Source organism: Klebsiella sp. 10-1 (assembly GCF_009758445.1).
Classification (GTDB): Bacteria; Pseudomonadota; Gammaproteobacteria; order Enterobacterales; family Enterobacteriaceae; genus Klebsiella; species Klebsiella scottii.
The window spans coordinates 265-15,912 of record NZ_WQRE01000019.1 but is presented as its reverse complement, the minus strand read 5'-3'; the positions used below and the strand labels follow the sequence as shown (position 1 = coordinate 15,912).

General features: G+C 52.2%; 23 protein-coding genes. 17 read left to right on the top strand and 6 right to left on the bottom strand.

Annotated features, from left to right (window positions below; translation table 11 throughout):
* The 11 genes from rplO (at nt 1) to GO007_RS28380 (ending at nt 6,104) form a co-directional block, all read left to right on the top strand.
* Nucleotides 1–435 (top strand): 50S ribosomal protein L15, encoded by a 435-nt coding sequence (rplO, locus tag GO007_RS28430; RefSeq protein WP_041142964.1) that lies wholly within the window; start codon nt 1–3, stop codon nt 433–435.
* Between the two features lie 7 nt (nt 436–442).
* A complete protein-coding gene (gene secY / locus GO007_RS28425; protein ID WP_041142963.1) occupies nt 443–1,774 on the top strand; it encodes a preprotein translocase subunit SecY in 1,332 nt (443 codons plus the stop codon).
* Nucleotides 1,775–1,805: 31 nt separating this feature from the next.
* Nucleotides 1,806–1,922: a 50S ribosomal protein L36 gene (rpmJ, locus tag GO007_RS28420; RefSeq protein ID WP_000868187.1), complete on the top strand. Its 117-nt coding sequence runs from the start codon at nt 1,806–1,808 to the stop codon at nt 1,920–1,922.
* 146 nt (nt 1,923–2,068) lie between these two features.
* Nucleotides 2,069–2,425, top strand: coding sequence for a 30S ribosomal protein S13 (rpsM, locus tag GO007_RS28415; protein WP_004106333.1), 357 nt, complete (start codon nt 2,069–2,071; stop codon nt 2,423–2,425).
* Nucleotides 2,426–2,441: 16 nt separating this feature from the next.
* Nucleotides 2,442–2,831 (top strand): 30S ribosomal protein S11, encoded by a 390-nt coding sequence (gene rpsK / locus GO007_RS28410; protein WP_004138423.1) that lies wholly within the window; start codon nt 2,442–2,444, stop codon nt 2,829–2,831.
* A gap of 33 nt (nt 2,832–2,864) precedes the next feature.
* Nucleotides 2,865–3,485, top strand: coding sequence for a 30S ribosomal protein S4 (rpsD, locus tag GO007_RS28405; RefSeq protein ID WP_004868345.1), 621 nt, complete (start codon nt 2,865–2,867; stop codon nt 3,483–3,485).
* Nucleotides 3,486–3,510: 25 nt separating this feature from the next.
* The gene (locus tag GO007_RS28400; protein ID WP_002919219.1) at nt 3,511–4,500 is read left to right on the top strand and encodes a DNA-directed RNA polymerase subunit alpha; all 990 of its coding nucleotides are present in this window, start codon (nt 3,511–3,513) and stop codon (nt 4,498–4,500) included.
* A 40-nt stretch (nt 4,501–4,540) separates the two neighbouring features.
* On the top strand, nt 4,541–4,927 hold the full coding sequence (rplQ, locus tag GO007_RS28395; protein WP_002919206.1) for a 50S ribosomal protein L17: 387 nt from the start codon (nt 4,541–4,543) through the stop codon (nt 4,925–4,927).
* A 107-nt stretch (nt 4,928–5,034) separates the two neighbouring features.
* Nucleotides 5,035–5,403 (top strand): DnaJ family domain-containing protein, encoded by a 369-nt coding sequence (locus GO007_RS28390; RefSeq protein ID WP_095105720.1) that lies wholly within the window; start codon nt 5,035–5,037, stop codon nt 5,401–5,403.
* 2 nt (nt 5,404–5,405) lie between these two features.
* Nucleotides 5,406–5,831 (top strand): Zn(2+)-responsive transcriptional regulator, encoded by a 426-nt coding sequence (gene zntR / locus GO007_RS28385; protein ID WP_095105714.1) that lies wholly within the window; start codon nt 5,406–5,408, stop codon nt 5,829–5,831.
* A gap of 57 nt (nt 5,832–5,888) precedes the next feature.
* A complete protein-coding gene (locus tag GO007_RS28380) occupies nt 5,889–6,104 on the top strand; it encodes an alternative ribosome-rescue factor A (protein WP_095105708.1) in 216 nt (71 codons plus the stop codon).
* Here GO007_RS28380 and mscL read toward each other — a convergent pair whose 3' ends face one another.
* The 5 genes from mscL to def all read right to left on the bottom strand — a co-directional run bounded on the left by mscL (nt 6,105) and on the right by def (nt 10,872).
* Complete coding sequence (gene mscL, locus GO007_RS28375) at nt 6,105–6,518, bottom strand: large-conductance mechanosensitive channel protein MscL (protein ID WP_095105701.1); 414 nt, start codon at nt 6,516–6,518, stop codon at nt 6,105–6,107.
* A 144-nt stretch (nt 6,519–6,662) separates the two neighbouring features.
* Nucleotides 6,663–8,039, bottom strand: a complete 1,377-nt coding sequence (gene trkA, locus GO007_RS28370) for a Trk system potassium transporter TrkA (protein ID WP_041142957.1) — start codon at nt 8,037–8,039, stop codon at nt 6,663–6,665.
* 13 nt (nt 8,040–8,052) lie between these two features.
* The gene (gene rsmB / locus GO007_RS28365; protein WP_095105696.1) at nt 8,053–9,348 is read right to left on the bottom strand and encodes a 16S rRNA (cytosine(967)-C(5))-methyltransferase RsmB; all 1,296 of its coding nucleotides are present in this window, start codon (nt 9,346–9,348) and stop codon (nt 8,053–8,055) included.
* A gap of 52 nt (nt 9,349–9,400) precedes the next feature.
* Complete coding sequence (fmt, locus tag GO007_RS28360; RefSeq protein ID WP_095105695.1) at nt 9,401–10,348, bottom strand: methionyl-tRNA formyltransferase; 948 nt, start codon at nt 10,346–10,348, stop codon at nt 9,401–9,403.
* Nucleotides 10,349–10,362: 14 nt separating this feature from the next.
* Nucleotides 10,363–10,872: a peptide deformylase gene (gene def / locus GO007_RS28355; protein WP_041142954.1), complete on the bottom strand. Its 510-nt coding sequence runs from the start codon at nt 10,870–10,872 to the stop codon at nt 10,363–10,365.
* Between the two features lie 129 nt (nt 10,873–11,001).
* Between def and dprA the strand changes: the two genes are divergently transcribed.
* Genes dprA through GO007_RS28325 form a run of 6 tightly spaced genes read left to right on the top strand, consistent with a single transcriptional unit; the run spans nt 11,002 to nt 14,793 of the window.
* Nucleotides 11,002–12,126: a DNA-protecting protein DprA gene (dprA, locus tag GO007_RS28350; protein WP_095105694.1), complete on the top strand. Its 1,125-nt coding sequence runs from the start codon at nt 11,002–11,004 to the stop codon at nt 12,124–12,126.
* Nucleotides 12,098–12,571, top strand: coding sequence for a DUF494 family protein Smg (gene smg / locus GO007_RS28345; RefSeq protein ID WP_041142952.1), 474 nt, complete (start codon nt 12,098–12,100; stop codon nt 12,569–12,571). The genes dprA and smg overlap by 29 nt, the downstream gene beginning before the upstream one ends.
* Before the next feature lie 26 nt (nt 12,572–12,597).
* Nucleotides 12,598–13,152 (top strand): DNA topoisomerase family protein, encoded by a 555-nt coding sequence (locus GO007_RS28340; protein ID WP_095105692.1) that lies wholly within the window; start codon nt 12,598–12,600, stop codon nt 13,150–13,152.
* Nucleotides 13,145–13,717 carry an L-threonylcarbamoyladenylate synthase type 1 TsaC gene (gene tsaC / locus GO007_RS28335; RefSeq protein WP_095105691.1) on the top strand — a complete coding sequence of 191 codons (573 nt, stop codon included), beginning with the start codon at nt 13,145–13,147 and terminating at the stop codon, nt 13,715–13,717. Before GO007_RS28340 ends, tsaC begins: the two co-directional genes overlap by 8 nt.
* Before the next feature lie 3 nt (nt 13,718–13,720).
* Nucleotides 13,721–14,539 carry a shikimate dehydrogenase gene (gene aroE, locus GO007_RS28330; RefSeq protein ID WP_095105690.1) on the top strand — a complete coding sequence of 273 codons (819 nt, stop codon included), beginning with the start codon at nt 13,721–13,723 and terminating at the stop codon, nt 14,537–14,539.
* Nucleotides 14,536–14,793, top strand: a complete 258-nt coding sequence (locus GO007_RS28325) for a DUF1488 family protein (protein ID WP_095105689.1) — start codon at nt 14,536–14,538, stop codon at nt 14,791–14,793. Before aroE ends, GO007_RS28325 begins: the two co-directional genes overlap by 4 nt.
* On the opposite strand, the gene GO007_RS28320 is transcribed toward GO007_RS28325, so the two are convergent.
* Nucleotides 14,769–15,323: a gamma carbonic anhydrase family protein gene (locus GO007_RS28320; protein ID WP_045854074.1), complete on the bottom strand. Its 555-nt coding sequence runs from the start codon at nt 15,321–15,323 to the stop codon at nt 14,769–14,771. The genes GO007_RS28325 and GO007_RS28320 overlap by 25 nt on opposite strands.
* Nucleotides 15,324–15,648 lie beyond the last annotated feature (325 nt).

Sequence of the window (15,648 nt, the reverse complement as noted above, 5' to 3'; positions counted from 1 at the left end):
ATGCGTTTAAATACTCTGTCTCCGGCCGAAGGCTCTAAAAAGGCGGGTAAGCGCCTGGGTCGTGGTATCGGTTCTGGCCTCGGTAAAACCGGTGGTCGTGGTCACAAAGGTCAGAACTCTCGTTCTGGCGGTGGCGTACGTCGCGGTTTCGAGGGCGGTCAGATGCCTCTGTACCGTCGTCTGCCGAAATTCGGCTTCACTTCTCGTAAAGCAATGATCACTGCAGAGATTCGTCTCTCCGATCTGGCTCACGTAGAAGGCGATGTAGTCGACCTGAACACGCTGAAAGCAGCAAACATTATCGGTATTCAGATTGAGTTCGCGAAAGTGATTCTTTCTGGCGAGGTAGCTCGTCCGGTAACTGTTCGTGGCCTGCGTGTGACTAAAGGTGCTCGTGCTGCTATCGAAGCTGCTGGCGGTAAAATTGAGGAATAAGTAGCAGATGGCTAAGCAACCGGGATTAGATTTTCAAAGTGCCAAAGGTGGACTTGGCGAACTGAAACGCAGACTTTTGTTTGTTATCGGTGCGCTGATCGTATTCCGTATTGGTTCTTTTATTCCGATCCCTGGTATTGATGCCGCTGTACTTGCCAAACTGCTTGAGCAACAGCGAGGCACTATCATTGAAATGTTTAACATGTTCTCTGGTGGTGCTCTCAGCCGTGCTTCTATCTTTGCCTTGGGCATCATGCCGTATATTTCGGCATCGATTATTGTCCAGCTGCTGACGGTTGTTTATCAGCCGTTAGCAGAAATGAAGAAAGAAGGGGAGTCTGGTCGTCGTAAGATCAGCCAGTACACCCGCTACGGTACTCTGGTGCTGGCGATATTCCAGTCGATCGGTATTGCTACCGGTCTGCCGAATATGCCTGGTATGCAGGGCCTGGTGATGAATCCGGGCTTTGCATTCTATTTCACCGCTGTTGTAAGTCTGGTCACAGGAACGATGTTCCTGATGTGGCTCGGCGAACAGATTACTGAACGTGGTATCGGTAACGGTATCTCGATCATTATCTTCGCTGGTATCGTTGCGGGTCTCCCGCCGGCCATCGCCCATACTATCGAGCAAGCGCGTCAAGGCGACCTGCACTTCCTCCTGTTGCTATTGGTTGCAGTATTAGTGTTTGCCGTGACCTTCTTTGTTGTATTCGTTGAACGTGGTCAACGCCGCATTGTGGTGAACTACGCGAAGCGTCAACAGGGTCGTCGCGTCTATGCTGCACAGAGCACACATTTGCCGCTGAAAGTGAATATGGCGGGTGTAATCCCTGCAATCTTCGCTTCCAGTATTATTCTGTTCCCTGCGACCATCGCGTCATGGTTCGGGGGCGGAACCGGTTGGAACTGGCTGACAACAATTTCGCTGTATTTGCAGCCTGGGCAACCGCTTTATGTGTTACTCTATGCGTCTGCAATCATATTCTTCTGTTTCTTCTACACGGCTTTGGTTTTCAACCCGCGTGAAACAGCAGATAACCTGAAGAAGTCCGGTGCATTTGTACCAGGAATTCGTCCGGGAGAGCAAACGGCGAAGTATATCGATAAAGTAATGACTCGTCTGACTCTGGTTGGTGCGCTGTATATTACCTTTATCTGCCTGATCCCGGAGTTCATGCGTGATGCAATGAAGGTGCCGTTCTACTTCGGTGGAACCTCGCTGCTAATTGTTGTCGTCGTGATTATGGACTTTATGGCTCAAGTGCAAACTCTGATGATGTCAAGTCAGTACGAGTCTGCATTGAAGAAGGCGAACCTGAAAGGCTACGGCCGATAACTGGTCGCCTGAGAAGTTACGGAGAGTAAAAATGAAAGTTCGTGCTTCCGTCAAGAAATTATGCCGTAACTGCAAAATCGTTAAGCGTGATGGTGTCATCCGTGTGATTTGCAGTGCCGAGCCAAAGCATAAACAGCGCCAAGGCTGATTTTTTCGCATATTTTTCTTGCAAAGTTGGATTGAGCTGGCTAGATTAGCCAGCCAATCTTTTGTATGTCTGTGCGTTTCCATTTGAGTATCCTGAAAACGGGCTTTTCAGCATGGTGCGTACATATTAAATAGTAGGAGTGCATAGTGGCCCGTATAGCAGGCATTAACATTCCTGATCACAAACATACCGTAATCGCATTAACTGCTATTTTCGGTATCGGCAAGACCCGTTCTAAAGCCATCTGTGCTGACACGGGTATCGCTGAAAATGTTAAGATCAGTGAGCTGTCTGAGGAACAAATTGAATCCCTGCGTGAAGCAGTAGGTAAATTTGTCGTTGAAGGTGATCTGCGCCGTGAAATCACCCTGAGCATCAAGCGTCTGATGGACCTTGGTTGCTATCGTGGTTTACGCCATCGTCGTGGTCTTCCGGTTCGCGGTCAGCGTACTAAGACCAACGCACGTACCCGTAAGGGTCCGCGTAAACCGATCAAGAAATAATCGGGGTGATTGAATAATGGCAAAGGCACCAGTTCGTGCACGTAAACGTGTAAGAAAACAAGTCTCTGATGGCGTGGCTCATGTCCATGCGTCTTTTAACAACACCATCGTTACCATTACCGATCGTCAGGGTAACGCGCTGGGTTGGGCAACAGCCGGTGGTTCCGGTTTCCGTGGTTCTCGTAAATCAACTCCGTTTGCAGCTCAGGTTGCAGCAGAGCGTTGCGCTGAAGCCGTAAAAGAATACGGCATCAAGAATCTGGAAGTTATGGTCAAAGGTCCGGGTCCGGGTCGCGAATCTACTATTCGTGCTCTGAACGCCGCTGGTTTCCGCATCACTAATATTACTGATGTGACTCCGATCCCTCATAACGGTTGTCGTCCGCCGAAAAAACGTCGCGTATAACGCGCTCGTTTCTAGGATTGTTGGAGAAAGAAAATGGCAAGATATTTGGGTCCTAAGCTCAAGCTGAGCCGTCGTGAGGGCACAGACCTGTTCCTTAAGTCTGGCGTTCGCGCGATCGATACCAAGTGTAAAATTGAACAAGCTCCTGGCCAGCACGGTGCGCGTAAACCGCGTCTGTCTGACTATGGTGTGCAGTTGCGTGAAAAGCAAAAAGTTCGCCGTATGTACGGTGTGCTGGAGCGTCAGTTCCGTAACTACTATAAAGAAGCAGCACGTCTGAAAGGCAACACCGGTGAAAACCTGTTGGCTCTGCTGGAAGGTCGTCTGGACAACGTTGTATACCGTATGGGCTTCGGCGCTACTCGTGCTGAATCACGTCAGCTGGTTAGCCATAAAGCTATCATGGTAAACGGTCGTGTTGTTAACATCGCTTCTTATCAGGTTAAAGCGAATGACGTCGTCAGCATTCGTGAGAAAGCGAAAAAGCAATCTCGCGTGAAAGCCGCTCTGGAGCTGGCTGAGCAGCGTGAAAAGCCAACCTGGCTGGAAGTTGATGCTGGCAAGATGGAAGGTACGTTCAAGCGTCAGCCGGAACGTTCTGATCTGTCTGCGGACATTAACGAACACCTGATCGTCGAGCTTTACTCCAAGTAAAGCTTAGTACCAAAGAGAGGACACAATGCAGGGTTCTGTGACAGAGTTTCTAAAACCGCGCCTGGTCGATATCGAGCAAGTGAGTTCGACGCACGCCAAGGTGACCCTTGAGCCTTTAGAGCGTGGCTTTGGCCATACTCTGGGTAACGCACTGCGCCGTATTCTGCTCTCATCGATGCCGGGTTGCGCGGTGACCGAGGTTGAGATTGATGGTGTACTGCACGAGTACAGCACCAAAGAAGGCGTTCAGGAAGATATCCTTGAAATCCTGCTCAACCTGAAAGGGCTTGCGGTGAGAGTTCAAGGTAAAGATGAAGTTATCCTTACTTTGAATAAATCTGGCATTGGCCCTGTGACCGCAGCCGACATCACCCATGATGGTGATGTCGAAATCGTCAAGCCGCAACATGTGATCTGCCACCTGACCGATGAGAACGCTGCTATTAGCATGCGTATCAAAGTTCAGCGCGGTCGTGGTTATGTGCCGGCTTCTGCCCGAATTCATTCGGAAGAAGATGAGCGCCCAATCGGCCGTCTGCTGGTCGACGCATGCTACAGCCCCGTAGAGCGTATTGCCTACAATGTTGAAGCAGCGCGTGTAGAACAGCGTACCGACCTGGACAAGCTGGTCATCGAAATGGAAACCAACGGCACAATCGATCCTGAAGAGGCGATTCGTCGTGCGGCAACCATCCTGGCAGAACAACTTGAAGCTTTCGTTGACTTACGTGATGTACGTCAGCCGGAAGTGAAAGAAGAGAAACCAGAATTCGATCCGATCCTGCTGCGCCCTGTTGACGATCTCGAATTGACTGTCCGCTCTGCTAACTGCCTGAAGGCAGAAGCTATCCACTATATCGGTGATCTGGTACAGCGTACCGAGGTTGAGTTGCTGAAAACGCCGAACCTGGGTAAAAAATCTCTTACTGAGATTAAAGACGTGCTGGCTTCACGTGGTCTGTCTCTGGGCATGCGCCTGGAAAACTGGCCACCGGCAAGCATTGCTGACGAGTAACCGGATCACAGGTTAAGGTTTTACTGAGAAGGATAAGGTCATGCGCCATCGTAAGAGTGGTCGTCAACTGAACCGCAACAGCAGCCATCGCCAGGCTATGTTCCGTAACATGGCTGGTTCGCTGGTTCGTCATGAAATCATCAAGACGACCCTGCCGAAAGCGAAAGAACTGCGTCGCGTAGTTGAGCCGCTGATTACTCTTGCCAAGACTGATAGCGTAGCTAATCGTCGTCTGGCATTCGCCCGTACTCGTGATAACGAGATCGTGGCAAAACTGTTTAACGAGCTGGGCCCGCGTTTCGCGAGCCGCGCCGGTGGTTACACTCGCATTCTGAAGTGTGGCTTCCGTGCAGGCGACAACGCGCCGATGGCATACATCGAGCTGGTTGATCGTGCTGAGCCGAAAGCAGAAGCTGCTGCAGAGTAATCTGTAGTAACGTAAAAAAACCCGCTTCGGCGGGTTTTTTTATATCCTCGCCATCTCTGCTTCATTACACTATCTGTATTCTTTTTGTTCATCCCCGGAGCCGTATGATGTGGTTGCTGGATCAGTGGGCAGAACGCCATATCCTTGATGCACAAAACAAAGGTGACTTTGATAATCTTCCTGGCCGCGGTGAACCGCTGACACTGGATGACGATCTGCATGTGCCACCTGAACTACGCGTCAGCTACCGTTTACTCAAGAACGCCGGCTGTTTACCTCCTGAGCTGGAACATCGCAGAGAAGCCGTTGCGCTGGTTGATTTGCTTAAAGTCATTCGTCAGGATGACCCGCAGCATGTCGAACTGAGCCGAAGACTTGCTTTGCTCGAACTGAAGCTACGCCAGGCTGGGTTAAATACTGATTTTCTGCGCGGTGAGTATTCTGCGAGGCTGCAACACAAGATAAGTGAGGAGTAAGTATGTATCGCATTGGTGAGCTCGCAAAGCTGGCGGATGTCACTCCCGATACCATTCGCTACTACGAAAAGCAGCAGATGATGGCCCACGACGTTCGTACTGAGGGCGGATTTCGTCTTTATACCGACAATGACCTTCAGCGGCTACGTTTTATCCGCTACGCGCGGCAGCTCGGGTTTACGCTCGAATCGATCCGTGAACTGCTATCGATCCGCATCGATCCGGAGCATCATACCTGCCAGGAATCAAAGGGAATCGTGCAGGCGCGCCTGAGCGAAGTTGAGTCGCGTATTAAGGAATTACAAGCGATGCGCCGGTCCTTACAGAGACTTAACGATGCATGCTGCGGCAGCGCTCACAGCAGCGTCTACTGTTCCATTCTTGAAGCGCTTGAGCAGGGGGCCAGCAGCGCTAATGCAGGGCGTTGATTTTTTGCGCGTGTAGATCTACACTCGCGTCGATCTCACTCACCATCAGGAGTAACTATGAGTCGCTATCAGCATACAAAAGGGCAAATAAAAGATAATGCCATTGAGGCACTGCTTCATGATCCGCTGTTCAGACAACGCGTTGAGAAAAACAAGAAAGGGAAAGGAAGCTATCAGCGAAAAGAAAAATATGCAGGACGGAGTGACCGGGAGGCCAGTGGCAAGAGAGTGAATCACTTTTTTACCACTGGCTTTCTGCTTTCGGTAGCCTGATTAAGAACGGTTATTCTGCTCTTTTAACAGGTCACGAATTTCACTCAGCAGCACTTCTTCTTTAGTCGGTGCCGGCGGTGCTGCAGGGGCCTCTGCTTTTTTACGGTTCAGATTATTCATCAGTTTAATTGCCATAAAGATGGCAAACGCTACGATGACGAAGTCAAAAACGTTCTGAATAAACACGCCATAATGCATCACAACGGCCGGGATATCTCCCTGAGCATCGCGCAGCGTGACGGCGAAAGATTTAAAATCGATCCCACCAATAAGCAGGCCAAGCGGCGGCATAATAATATCGGCAACCAGTGACGATACAATTTTACCGAATGCTGCACCAATGATGACACCCACTGCCAGATCGACCACATTCCCGCGCATCGCGAAATCGCGAAACTCTTTTAAAATACTCATTCTATTCTCCTTGAACCAGCTGACAGGGATAAGTTTATCAAATGTATTTCCATTTTCCATTATTGTTGAATAATTGCATAAAAATATTATCCATTGCTAAATAAAGGTTAATGGACATGGGCGCGTTACCGGCGCCCAAATAAATTACAGGAAGAAAGGGCTTGGCTGGAACAGCCGTTCGACATCGGAGATAAATTTTTTGTCGGTCAGGAACATAATTACGTGGTCGCCCTGCTCAATACGCAAATTATTATTGGCGATCATTACATCATTTCCGCGAACCACGGCGCCAATGATCGTCCCCGGGGGAAGCTTGATCTCATCGATCGATCGACCCACTACGCGCGAGGTGCTTTCATCTCCGTGGGCGACGGCTTCGATAGCTTCAGCTACGCCGCGGCGCAGGGAAGAGACGCCAACGATATCGGCTTTACGGACATGGCTGAGCAGCGCTGAAATGGTTGCCTGTTGAGGGGAGATAGCGATATCGATGACGCTGCCCTGAACCAGGTCAACGTAGGCTTTTCGCTGGATAAGAACCATGACCTTTTTGGCCCCCATCCGCTTGGCCAGCATTGCCGACATGATGTTGGCTTCGTCATCATTAGTAACGGCAATGAAGAGGTCGACTTGATCAATATGCTCTTCTGCGAGGAGCTCCTGATCCGAGGCGTCGCCATAAAAGACGATGGTATTTTGTAGCTTTTCAGCCAGCTCGGCGGCGCGCTGCTGATCGCGTTCAATTAACTTCACGCTATAATCTTTTTCCAGCCGATGGGCCAGACCCGCGCCAATATTTCCGCCGCCAACCAGCATGATGCGCTTATAGGGTTTCTCCAGGCGCTGCAGCTCGCTCATCACGGCGCGAATATGCTGGGATGCGGCGATAAAGAACACTTCATCGCCGGCTTCAACAATGGTCGAACCCTGGGGCCGAATAGGGCGATCGTGGCGGAAAATAGCCGCTACGCGCGTGTCGATATGCGGCATATGTTCACGCATTGTCGAGAGCGCGTTACCTACCAACGGACCACCGTAGTAGGCTTTAACGACCGCCAGACTCACTTTCCCTTCGGCAAAGTTTACGACCTGCAGCGCACCTGGATACTCAATCAGGCGGTAAATATTGTCGATAACAAGCTGTTCCGGCGCGATCAGATGGTCAATCGGTACGGCTTCGGAGTGGAACAGTTTATCGGCGTCACGTACGTAGTCCGGAGAACGAATACGGGCAATGCGATTAGGCGTATTAAACAGGGAATAGGCGACCTGGCAGGCCACCATATTGGTTTCATCAGAACTGGTGACGGCAACCAGCATATCCGCATCATCAGCTCCGGCCTCGCGCAGTACGCGCGGATGGGAGCCGTGTCCCTGAACAACACGCAGGTCAAACTTGTCCTGCAGACTGCGCAGGCGGTCACCATTGGTATCGACCAGGGTAATATCGTTGTTCTCTCCGACGAGGTTTTCCGCGAGAGTCCCGCCAACCTGTCCGGCGCCCAGAATAATAATCTTCATCAGCAGTGATCCATTATTTCCGATGTTTGATCAGCTTAGCGTAAAAGAACCCATCACCCTCTTCCGCTCCGGGCAGATTTTGCTGTCCAGGCTGCTCAGGCGTCCCGGTAATGCTAAGTTCTGCGTCAGGCGTGCGCGTCAGGAATGCCGCAATTTGCTGGCTATTTTCTTCCGGCAGAATTGAGCAGGTCGCATAGACCAGGGTACCGCCGGGCTTCAGATGTGCCCAGATGGCGTCAAGAATTTCCGCCTGAAGCTGTGCCAGCTCCGCGATATCGCGGTCACGACGCAGCCATTTAATATCGGGATGGCGGCGAATTACGCCAGTTGCAGAGCAGGGCGCATCGAGCAGAATACGATCGAACTTTTCATCAGCGCACCACTGGGTTGGATATCTGCCATCCCCCTGTTTTACCTGGGCTTTCATTCCCAGACGCTTCAGGTTGTCGTAGACACGGGACAGACGCTGGTCATCGATATCGACAGCCAGTACGCTGGCCTGTGGCGCGACTTCCAGAATATGAGTTGTTTTGCCGCCGGGCGCGGCGCAAAGATCGAGGATCCTTTCACCATTTTCCGGGGTCAGATAGCGCATACAACCTTGGGCTGAAGCATCCTGAACGGTGACCCAGCCTTGCTCAAAACCGGGCAATGCCTGTACAGATGCCGGCGTCGCCAGACGTACGGCATCCGGATAGTCCGGGTGAGAGAACCCCTGCATGCCCGCCTCTTCAAGGAGCACCAGCCATTCATCGCGTGAGTGATGATTGCGATTAACACGTAGCCACATTGGTGGACGTTGGTTGTTGGCATCCGCAATGGCCTGCCACTGCTGGGGCCAGGCTCTTTGGATGCGTTTGAGTAGCCATGCGGGGTGCAGGAAGCGGCTGTCGCTTTCGGCGAATTCGTTAAGCAATTCTTCCTGCTGGCGTTGAAACTGGCGCAGCACGCCGTTAATCAGCCCTTTGAGCTGCGGACGCTTAATAGCTACCGCACCTTCAACCGTTTCCGCCAGCGCCGCATGGGCGGGGATACGGGTGTGCAGCAGCTGATAAAAGCCGACCATAATTAAATAGTGAACGGTACGCTGTTTTCCCGTCATAGGGCGAGCCATCAGCTTATTGATCAGCCATTCCATCTGGCTAAGAGTGCGCAGGACGCCAAAGCACAGCTCCTGCAGCAGCGCTTTATCTTTTTCACCGACTTTCTGCTGCAACGGCGGCAGCACGTTGCTTAACGACTGCCCCTTCTCGACAACCTGCTCAACGGCTTGGGCCGCCAGACTACGTAAATTAAGATTTTTTTTCATAACCGCGAAAATAAAAAGGCCCGGTAGATCCGGGCTTTAGAAGTGACTACCGTCAGGAAAGACGGTTACCTGGGATAAACCACTCCCGGCGAGAATTGAGCAAATCCTGGGCGCTCATCGCTTTTTTACCCGCAGGCTGCAGAGATTCCAGATTCAGAATGCCATCGCCGGTTGCCACCTGAATACCCTGCTTGCTGGCAGCCACAATGGTGCCAGGTTCAGCGGAACTTATTTCGGCGATAGCCGATGCCTGCCAAACCTTCACCGGCTGCTCGTCAATTTCCAGCCAGCTCATCGGCCACGGATTGAAGGCGCGGATACAGCGTTCGAGCTGTTCGGCAGAAAGCGACCAGTCGATACGGGCTTCTTCTTTGCTGAGCTTCTCAGCGTAGGTGGCTAAGGCTTCATCCTGGACTTCAGGTTGAGTGGTTGCGTTAGCTAACTGAGCCAGGGTGTTCAGCAACCCTTGCGGGCCGAGGTCGGCCAGCTTGTCATACAGGCTGGCGCTGGTATCTTCTGCGGTAATCGGACAGGAGAGCTTATACAGCATATCGCCGGTATCGAGACCGACATCCATCTGCATAATCGTTACGCCTGTTTCCGCATCGCCGGCCCATAGCGAGCGCTGAATGGGAGCGGCTCCGCGCCAGCGAGGCAGAAGAGAACCGTGGACGTTAATACAGCCAAGGCGTGGCATATCCAGAACCGCTTTGGGCAGGATCAGCCCATAAGCGACGACGACCATGACGTCGGCATTAAGCGAGGAGACCAGCTCCTGGTTTTCCTGTGGTCGCAGGGATGCCGGCTGGAATACCGGCAAATTGTTAGCTTCTGCCAGCACTTTTACCGGGCTCGGCATGAGCTTTTTACCGCGGCCAGCGGGGCGATCGGGCTGAGTAAAAACGCCAACGATCTGGTGCTCAGACGACAACAGCGCGTCAAGATGACGCGCTGCAAAATCGGGTGTACCCGCAAAAATAATACGTAATGATTGTGACACGTTAATCCTTGTCCTCAGGCACGCGTACGCAAACGATCCAGTTTTTCAACTTTCTGACGAATGCGCTGTTGTTTGAGCGGCGACAGATAATCGATGAACAGTTTGCCTACCAGATGATCCATTTCATGCTGAATACAGATAGCCAGCAGGCCGTCAGCATCCAGTTCGAATGGCTTGCCTTCGCGATCCAGCGCGCGGATTTTCACGGTTTCGGCACGTGGTACCAGCGCACGCTGTTCCGGAATGGACAGGCAGCCTTCTTCAATACCGGTTTCGCCGTCTTTTTCCAGCAGCTCAGGGTTAATTAACACCAGCTGACCTTCACGGTTCTCCGACACATCAATAACAATAATGCGTTGATGGATATCAACCTGGGTTGCCGCCAGACCAATACCTTCCTCCGCGTACATCGTCTCGAACATATCATCGACGATACGCTGAATTTCTGCATTGACTTCTTTTACCGGCTCGGCGACTTTGCGAAGGCGCTCGTCCGGAATATGTAACACTTGCAAAACTGCCATAAAGATCCAGATTCGTATTCAGGAGTGGATAAGATTATTACCTCTATTCTAGACAAAACCCCCTCTAATTGACAGTCTCACTGTCCAATCGCAAGGATTGTTAAAGCCGCTTATGGCAGGGGAGTATGGATGGCGCCCGCAGAGATTTGGCTACGCCTGATGAGGGTAAACGGCCTGTATGGTGAGGCGATGTTGACCATCGCTCGCCGGATAGGCGCGGCTTCCGCGCTTAATAGTGAGGCTTTACGTCTCTGTGGCCTGAGTGCGGCGCAGTCGAGGCAATTTTTGACCTTTGGCCAGCGGGATATCGACGCCACTCTGGAATGGCTGGAGCAGCCAGAACATCATCTGCTGTCGGCCGACAGCCCTCTCTACCCACCGCAGCTGCGCGCAGTCGTTGATTATCCCGGCGCGCTTCTGGTTAAGGGGGACCCCGCTATTTTGCACAGCAGGCAGCTAGCGGTTGTCGGGAGCCGCGCGCATTCCTGGTACGGTGAACGCTGGGGGAGAGTGTTTTGCGAAGCTCTGGCACGCTATGGCGTCACGATTACCAGCGGCCTGGCGATTGGTATTGACGGCGTTGCCCATCGCGGCGCGCTTGCCGCAGATGGGAAAAGCATTGCTGTGCTCGGGAATGGGTTAGGCGATATTTACCCGCGTCGGCATAGCGCTTTAGCAAGGCAGATTGTGGATAGCGGAGGGGCGCTGCTTTCGGAGTTTCCTCTTGCCACACTTCCATTACCTGGAAATTTCCCTCGTCGTAACCGAATTATCAGTGGCTTAAGTATTGGAGTATTGGTTGTTGAAGCTGCATTGAGAAGCGGCTCGTTGGTTACCGTCCGCTGTGCGCTTGAACAGGGAAGGGAGGTTTTTGCGCTACCCGGGCCGATAGGCAGCCCGGGCTCAGAGGGGCCGCATTGGCTCATCAAGCAGGGCGCAGTCCCGGTTACGGCACCAGAGGATATCGTCGAATACTGGCAGCATGAGCTGCTATGGCTGGGTGATGCGCCATACGACATAAATAATTGCACGGATCGGCCATCCGTAGCATTGCCATTTCCTGAGCTCCTGGCTAACGTAGGAGATGAGGTAACACCTGTTGACGTTGTCGCTGAACGTGCCGGCCAATCTGTACCAGTGACCGTAGCTCAGCTACTTGAACTGGAGTTAGCAGGCTGGATCGCAGCTGTACCCGGCGGCTATGTCCGATTAAGGAGGGCAAGCCATGTTCGACGTACTCATGTATTTGTTTGAGACTTACATCCATAACGAAGCAGAAATGCGCGTAGACCAGGATAAGCTGACCCGGGATCTCACCGACGCCGGTTTTGAACGGGAAGATATTTATAACGCGCTGATGTGGCTCGAGAAACTGGCTGATTATCAGGAGGGCCTTGTCGCGCCCATGCAGCTGGCTTCTGATCCACTCTCTTTACGGATTTATACCGAAGAAGAGTGTCAGCGTCTGGATGCTAGTTGCCGAGGATTCTTGTTATTCCTCGAGCAAATTCAGGTGTTGAACCTCGAAACGCGAGAAATGGTAATAGAGCGCGTTCTGGCGCTGGATACTGCAGAGTTCGAACTGGAAGACCTTAAATGGGTGATCCTGATGGTGCTGTTTAATATTCCGGGCTGTGAAAACGCCTATCAGCAGATGGAAGAATTACTCTTCGAAGTAAATGAAGGTATGCTGCATTAATCTTTTTGCGGCAACGTCGAGTATTTATGACCAAATCAGCACTGTTTCAGGTGCGTAAAAATGAGCCCTGTCCACAGTGCGGGGCTGAACTGGTAATCCGCTCCGGGAAGCATGGACCGTTTCTTGGCTGCTCGCACTATCCGGACTGTAACTACGTCCGTCCCCTGAAAAGTCAGGCGGACGGACATATCGTTAAAGTGCTGGAGGGGCAGGAGTGTCCATCCTGTGGCGCCGTGATGGTGCTGCGTCAGGGACGCTTCGGTATGTTTATTGGCTGCAGCAGCTATCCGCAATGTCAGCATACTGAACTTATTGATAAGCCTGATGAGACAGCTATCGCGTGCCCGCAGTGTGGTCAGGGGCATTTGGTTCAGCGTCGCTCTCGTTTCGGCAAAACTTTTCACTCCTGCGATCGTTACCCCGATTGCCAGTTCGTCATTAACTTCAAACCGATAGCGGGCGAGTGTCCTGAATGCCACTATCCGCTATTAATCGAAAAGAAAACGGCGCAGGGCGCTAAATGCTTTTGTGCCAGTAAACAATGTGGAAAGCCGATATCGGCGGAACAAATCAGTGAATAATAACCTGCAATCAGAAGCCGTCGCCCATGCTGTGGCAGTTCTGAATAATGAACACGTCATCGCCTATCCCACAGAAGCCGTTTTTGGCGTTGGCTGCGATCCTGACAGCGAAACCGCCGTCATGCGTCTGCTGGACCTCAAACAGCGGCCGGTTGAGAAAGGCCTGATTCTTATCGCCGCCCGCTTTGAACAGTTACTTCCTTATATAGATGACTCTCAGCTTAGCGCGGCGCAGCTGGCGGAGATTTTTAGCTGCTGGCCAGGGCCGGTGACCTTTGTCTTCCCGGCGCGTAAAACGACCCCACGCTGGTTGACCGGGCGTTTTGACTCGCTGGCGGTACGCGTTACCGATCACCCTCTGGTGGTTGAGCTATGCGAGGCCTATGGAAAACCGCTGGTCTCGACCAGTGCGAATTTATCCGGCCTGCCTCCCTGTCGTACCACGGCTGAAGTTCACGCCCAGTTTGGCGCCGATTTTCCGGTGGTTAATGGGGTCACCGGCGGCCGTCAGAATCCGTCTGAAATTCGCGACGCCCTGACGGGCGAACTTTTCCGCCAGGGGTAAGTGATGGAAAGCTACGCAGTCTTTGGAAATCCGATCGCCCACAGCAAATCGCCCGCCATTCATCAGCTTTTTGCGCAGCAGCTGCATATCGCACATCCGTACGGGCGTATTCTGGCGCCGCGAGATGAATTCATCAGTACCCTGAATGCCTTCTTTAATGAAGGGGGGCGAGGCGCCAACGTTACCGTTCCGTTTAAAGAGGAAGCGTTCGCTCGCGCCGATGAGCTCACCGAGCGAGCCGCGCTGGCCGGGGCCGTGAATACCCTGAAACGCCTGGAAGATGGCCGTTTGCTGGGGGATAACACCGATGGCATCGGGTTACTGAGCGATCTGGAGCGGCTCGGTTTTATTAAACCTGGCTTTCGTGTCCTGCTTATCGGGGCTGGAGGGGCATCGCGCGGCGTGCTGTTACCGCTTCTGTCCCTCGATTGCGCCGTGACGATTGTGAACCGGACCAGCTCCCGCGCGCATGAACTGGCGGCACTCTTTTCTCACACCGGCAGTATTCGTGCGCTGGAAATGGATGCGCTGGCTGAACATGAGTTCGATCTTATTATTAATGCGACCTCCAGCGGTATTGGCGGTGAGGTACCTGCGATACCCGCTTCGCTAATTAATACGCACGTCCATTGCTACGACATGTTTTATCAGCAGGGCAGTACGCCATTTCTGACCTGGTGCCAGCAGCATGGGGCGAAACAGTGCGCTGATGGTTTAGGTATGCTGGTGGCCCAGGCCGCTCATGCTGTACTGCTGTGGCATGGTGTACTGCCAGACATTACTCCGGTGATTCAAACCTTGCATAAGGAATTGAACCCGTGAATCAGGCGATTCAGTTTCCTGACAGGGAAGAGTGGGATACTGAAAAACAGTGCATTACTTTTCCCGCATTGGTTCATGGTATGCAGCTGACCTGTGCAATGAGAAGCGTAACGCTAGAGAAACGGTTTGGTGGAAAAGAGCCAGCGCATTGGCTGGCTGCATTTCGCGAACATCGCTGGGATCTGGAAGAAGAGGCGGATGAGATGATCCGCGACCAGCAGGAAGACGATCAGGGTTGGGTTTGGTTTTCCTGATCCAGGTAATCGTTCTTCCATTTCACGTAGTTGTTTGCTGAATAGATCAGACCCGCTATTTCCGCCTCCGTCAGGGGGCGGATTTGTTTCACCGGGTTGCCAAAATAAAGATAGCCACCTGCCAGTCGCTTATTCTGTGGTACCAGACTACCGGCACCAATCATCACGTCATCCTCTATTACTACACCATCCAGCAGAATTGACCCCATCCCGACCAGCACCCGGTTACCAATAGTGCAGCCGTGCAGCATCACTTTATGGCCGATGGTGACATCTTCGCCAACGATCAGGGGATTACCCTGTGGGTTATATGATGATTTATGGGTGACATGCAGCACGCTACCGTCCTGGATATTGGTGCGAGGACCAATTTGCACATAGTTAACGTCGCCGCGAATGGCAACCAGCGGCCAGATGCTGACATCATCAGCCATCCTGACATCACCAATCGCTACGCTGGTGGCATCGATCATCACGCGCAGACCTGTTTGTGGGAATAAATCTTTGTAGGGACGTAAATTTGCGGACATGTTTACCTCGATAAGTCAGGGTTGTGCGAAGACTTTGGTGGCTTTCTCTGCCACCTGCAACCCTTTATTGTGGTAAAAACTGAGCAGATCGAACAATAACGCTGCGAAAAGGGCGAAAAAGCATCATCCGGAAAAAAAGATCGATAAAAGACTTGTGCAATAGAATGGGATCCCTATAATGCGCTCCCACTGACACGGCGGATGTGAATCACTTCACACCAGATGGCCGGTTCGGTTGAAGAGAAAAATCCTGAATTAAAGGGTTGACTCTGAAAGAGGAAAGCGTAATATACGCCACCTCGCAACGCTGAGCGAAAGCCGCGTT

Excerpts from the sequence above, each read along its gene's own strand:
- trkA (WP_041142957.1), bottom strand. The coding sequence starts at position 8,039 with ATGAAGATTATTATTCTGGGCGCCGGACAGGTTGGCGGGACTCTCGCG.
- rpsK (WP_004138423.1), top strand. The coding sequence starts at position 2,442 with ATGGCAAAGGCACCAGTTCGTGCACGTAAACGTGTAAGAAAACAAGTC.
- rplQ (WP_002919206.1), top strand. The coding sequence starts at position 4,541 with ATGCGCCATCGTAAGAGTGGTCGTCAACTGAACCGCAACAGCAGCCAT.
- mscL (WP_095105701.1), bottom strand. The coding sequence starts at position 6,518 with ATGAGTATTTTAAAAGAGTTTCGCGATTTCGCGATGCGCGGGAATGTG.
- dprA (WP_095105694.1), top strand. The coding sequence starts at position 11,002 with ATGGCGCCCGCAGAGATTTGGCTACGCCTGATGAGGGTAAACGGCCTG.
- rsmB (WP_095105696.1), bottom strand. The coding sequence starts at position 9,348 with ATGAAAAAAAATCTTAATTTACGTAGTCTGGCGGCCCAAGCCGTTGAG.
- zntR (WP_095105714.1), top strand. The coding sequence starts at position 5,406 with ATGTATCGCATTGGTGAGCTCGCAAAGCTGGCGGATGTCACTCCCGAT.
- def (WP_041142954.1), bottom strand. The coding sequence starts at position 10,872 with ATGGCAGTTTTGCAAGTGTTACATATTCCGGACGAGCGCCTTCGCAAA.
- rplO (WP_041142964.1), top strand. The coding sequence starts at position 1 with ATGCGTTTAAATACTCTGTCTCCGGCCGAAGGCTCTAAAAAGGCGGGT.
- GO007_RS28340 (WP_095105692.1), top strand. The coding sequence starts at position 12,598 with ATGACCAAATCAGCACTGTTTCAGGTGCGTAAAAATGAGCCCTGTCCA.
- aroE (WP_095105690.1), top strand. The coding sequence starts at position 13,721 with ATGGAAAGCTACGCAGTCTTTGGAAATCCGATCGCCCACAGCAAATCG.
- GO007_RS28320 (WP_045854074.1), bottom strand. The coding sequence starts at position 15,323 with ATGTCCGCAAATTTACGTCCCTACAAAGATTTATTCCCACAAACAGGT.
- secY (WP_041142963.1), top strand. The coding sequence starts at position 443 with ATGGCTAAGCAACCGGGATTAGATTTTCAAAGTGCCAAAGGTGGACTT.
- smg (WP_041142952.1), top strand. The coding sequence starts at position 12,098 with ATGTTCGACGTACTCATGTATTTGTTTGAGACTTACATCCATAACGAA.
- rpmJ (WP_000868187.1), top strand. The coding sequence starts at position 1,806 with ATGAAAGTTCGTGCTTCCGTCAAGAAATTATGCCGTAACTGCAAAATC.
- GO007_RS28380 (WP_095105708.1), top strand. The coding sequence starts at position 5,889 with ATGAGTCGCTATCAGCATACAAAAGGGCAAATAAAAGATAATGCCATT.
- GO007_RS28400 (WP_002919219.1), top strand. The coding sequence starts at position 3,511 with ATGCAGGGTTCTGTGACAGAGTTTCTAAAACCGCGCCTGGTCGATATC.
- rpsD (WP_004868345.1), top strand. The coding sequence starts at position 2,865 with ATGGCAAGATATTTGGGTCCTAAGCTCAAGCTGAGCCGTCGTGAGGGC.
- GO007_RS28390 (WP_095105720.1), top strand. The coding sequence starts at position 5,035 with ATGTGGTTGCTGGATCAGTGGGCAGAACGCCATATCCTTGATGCACAA.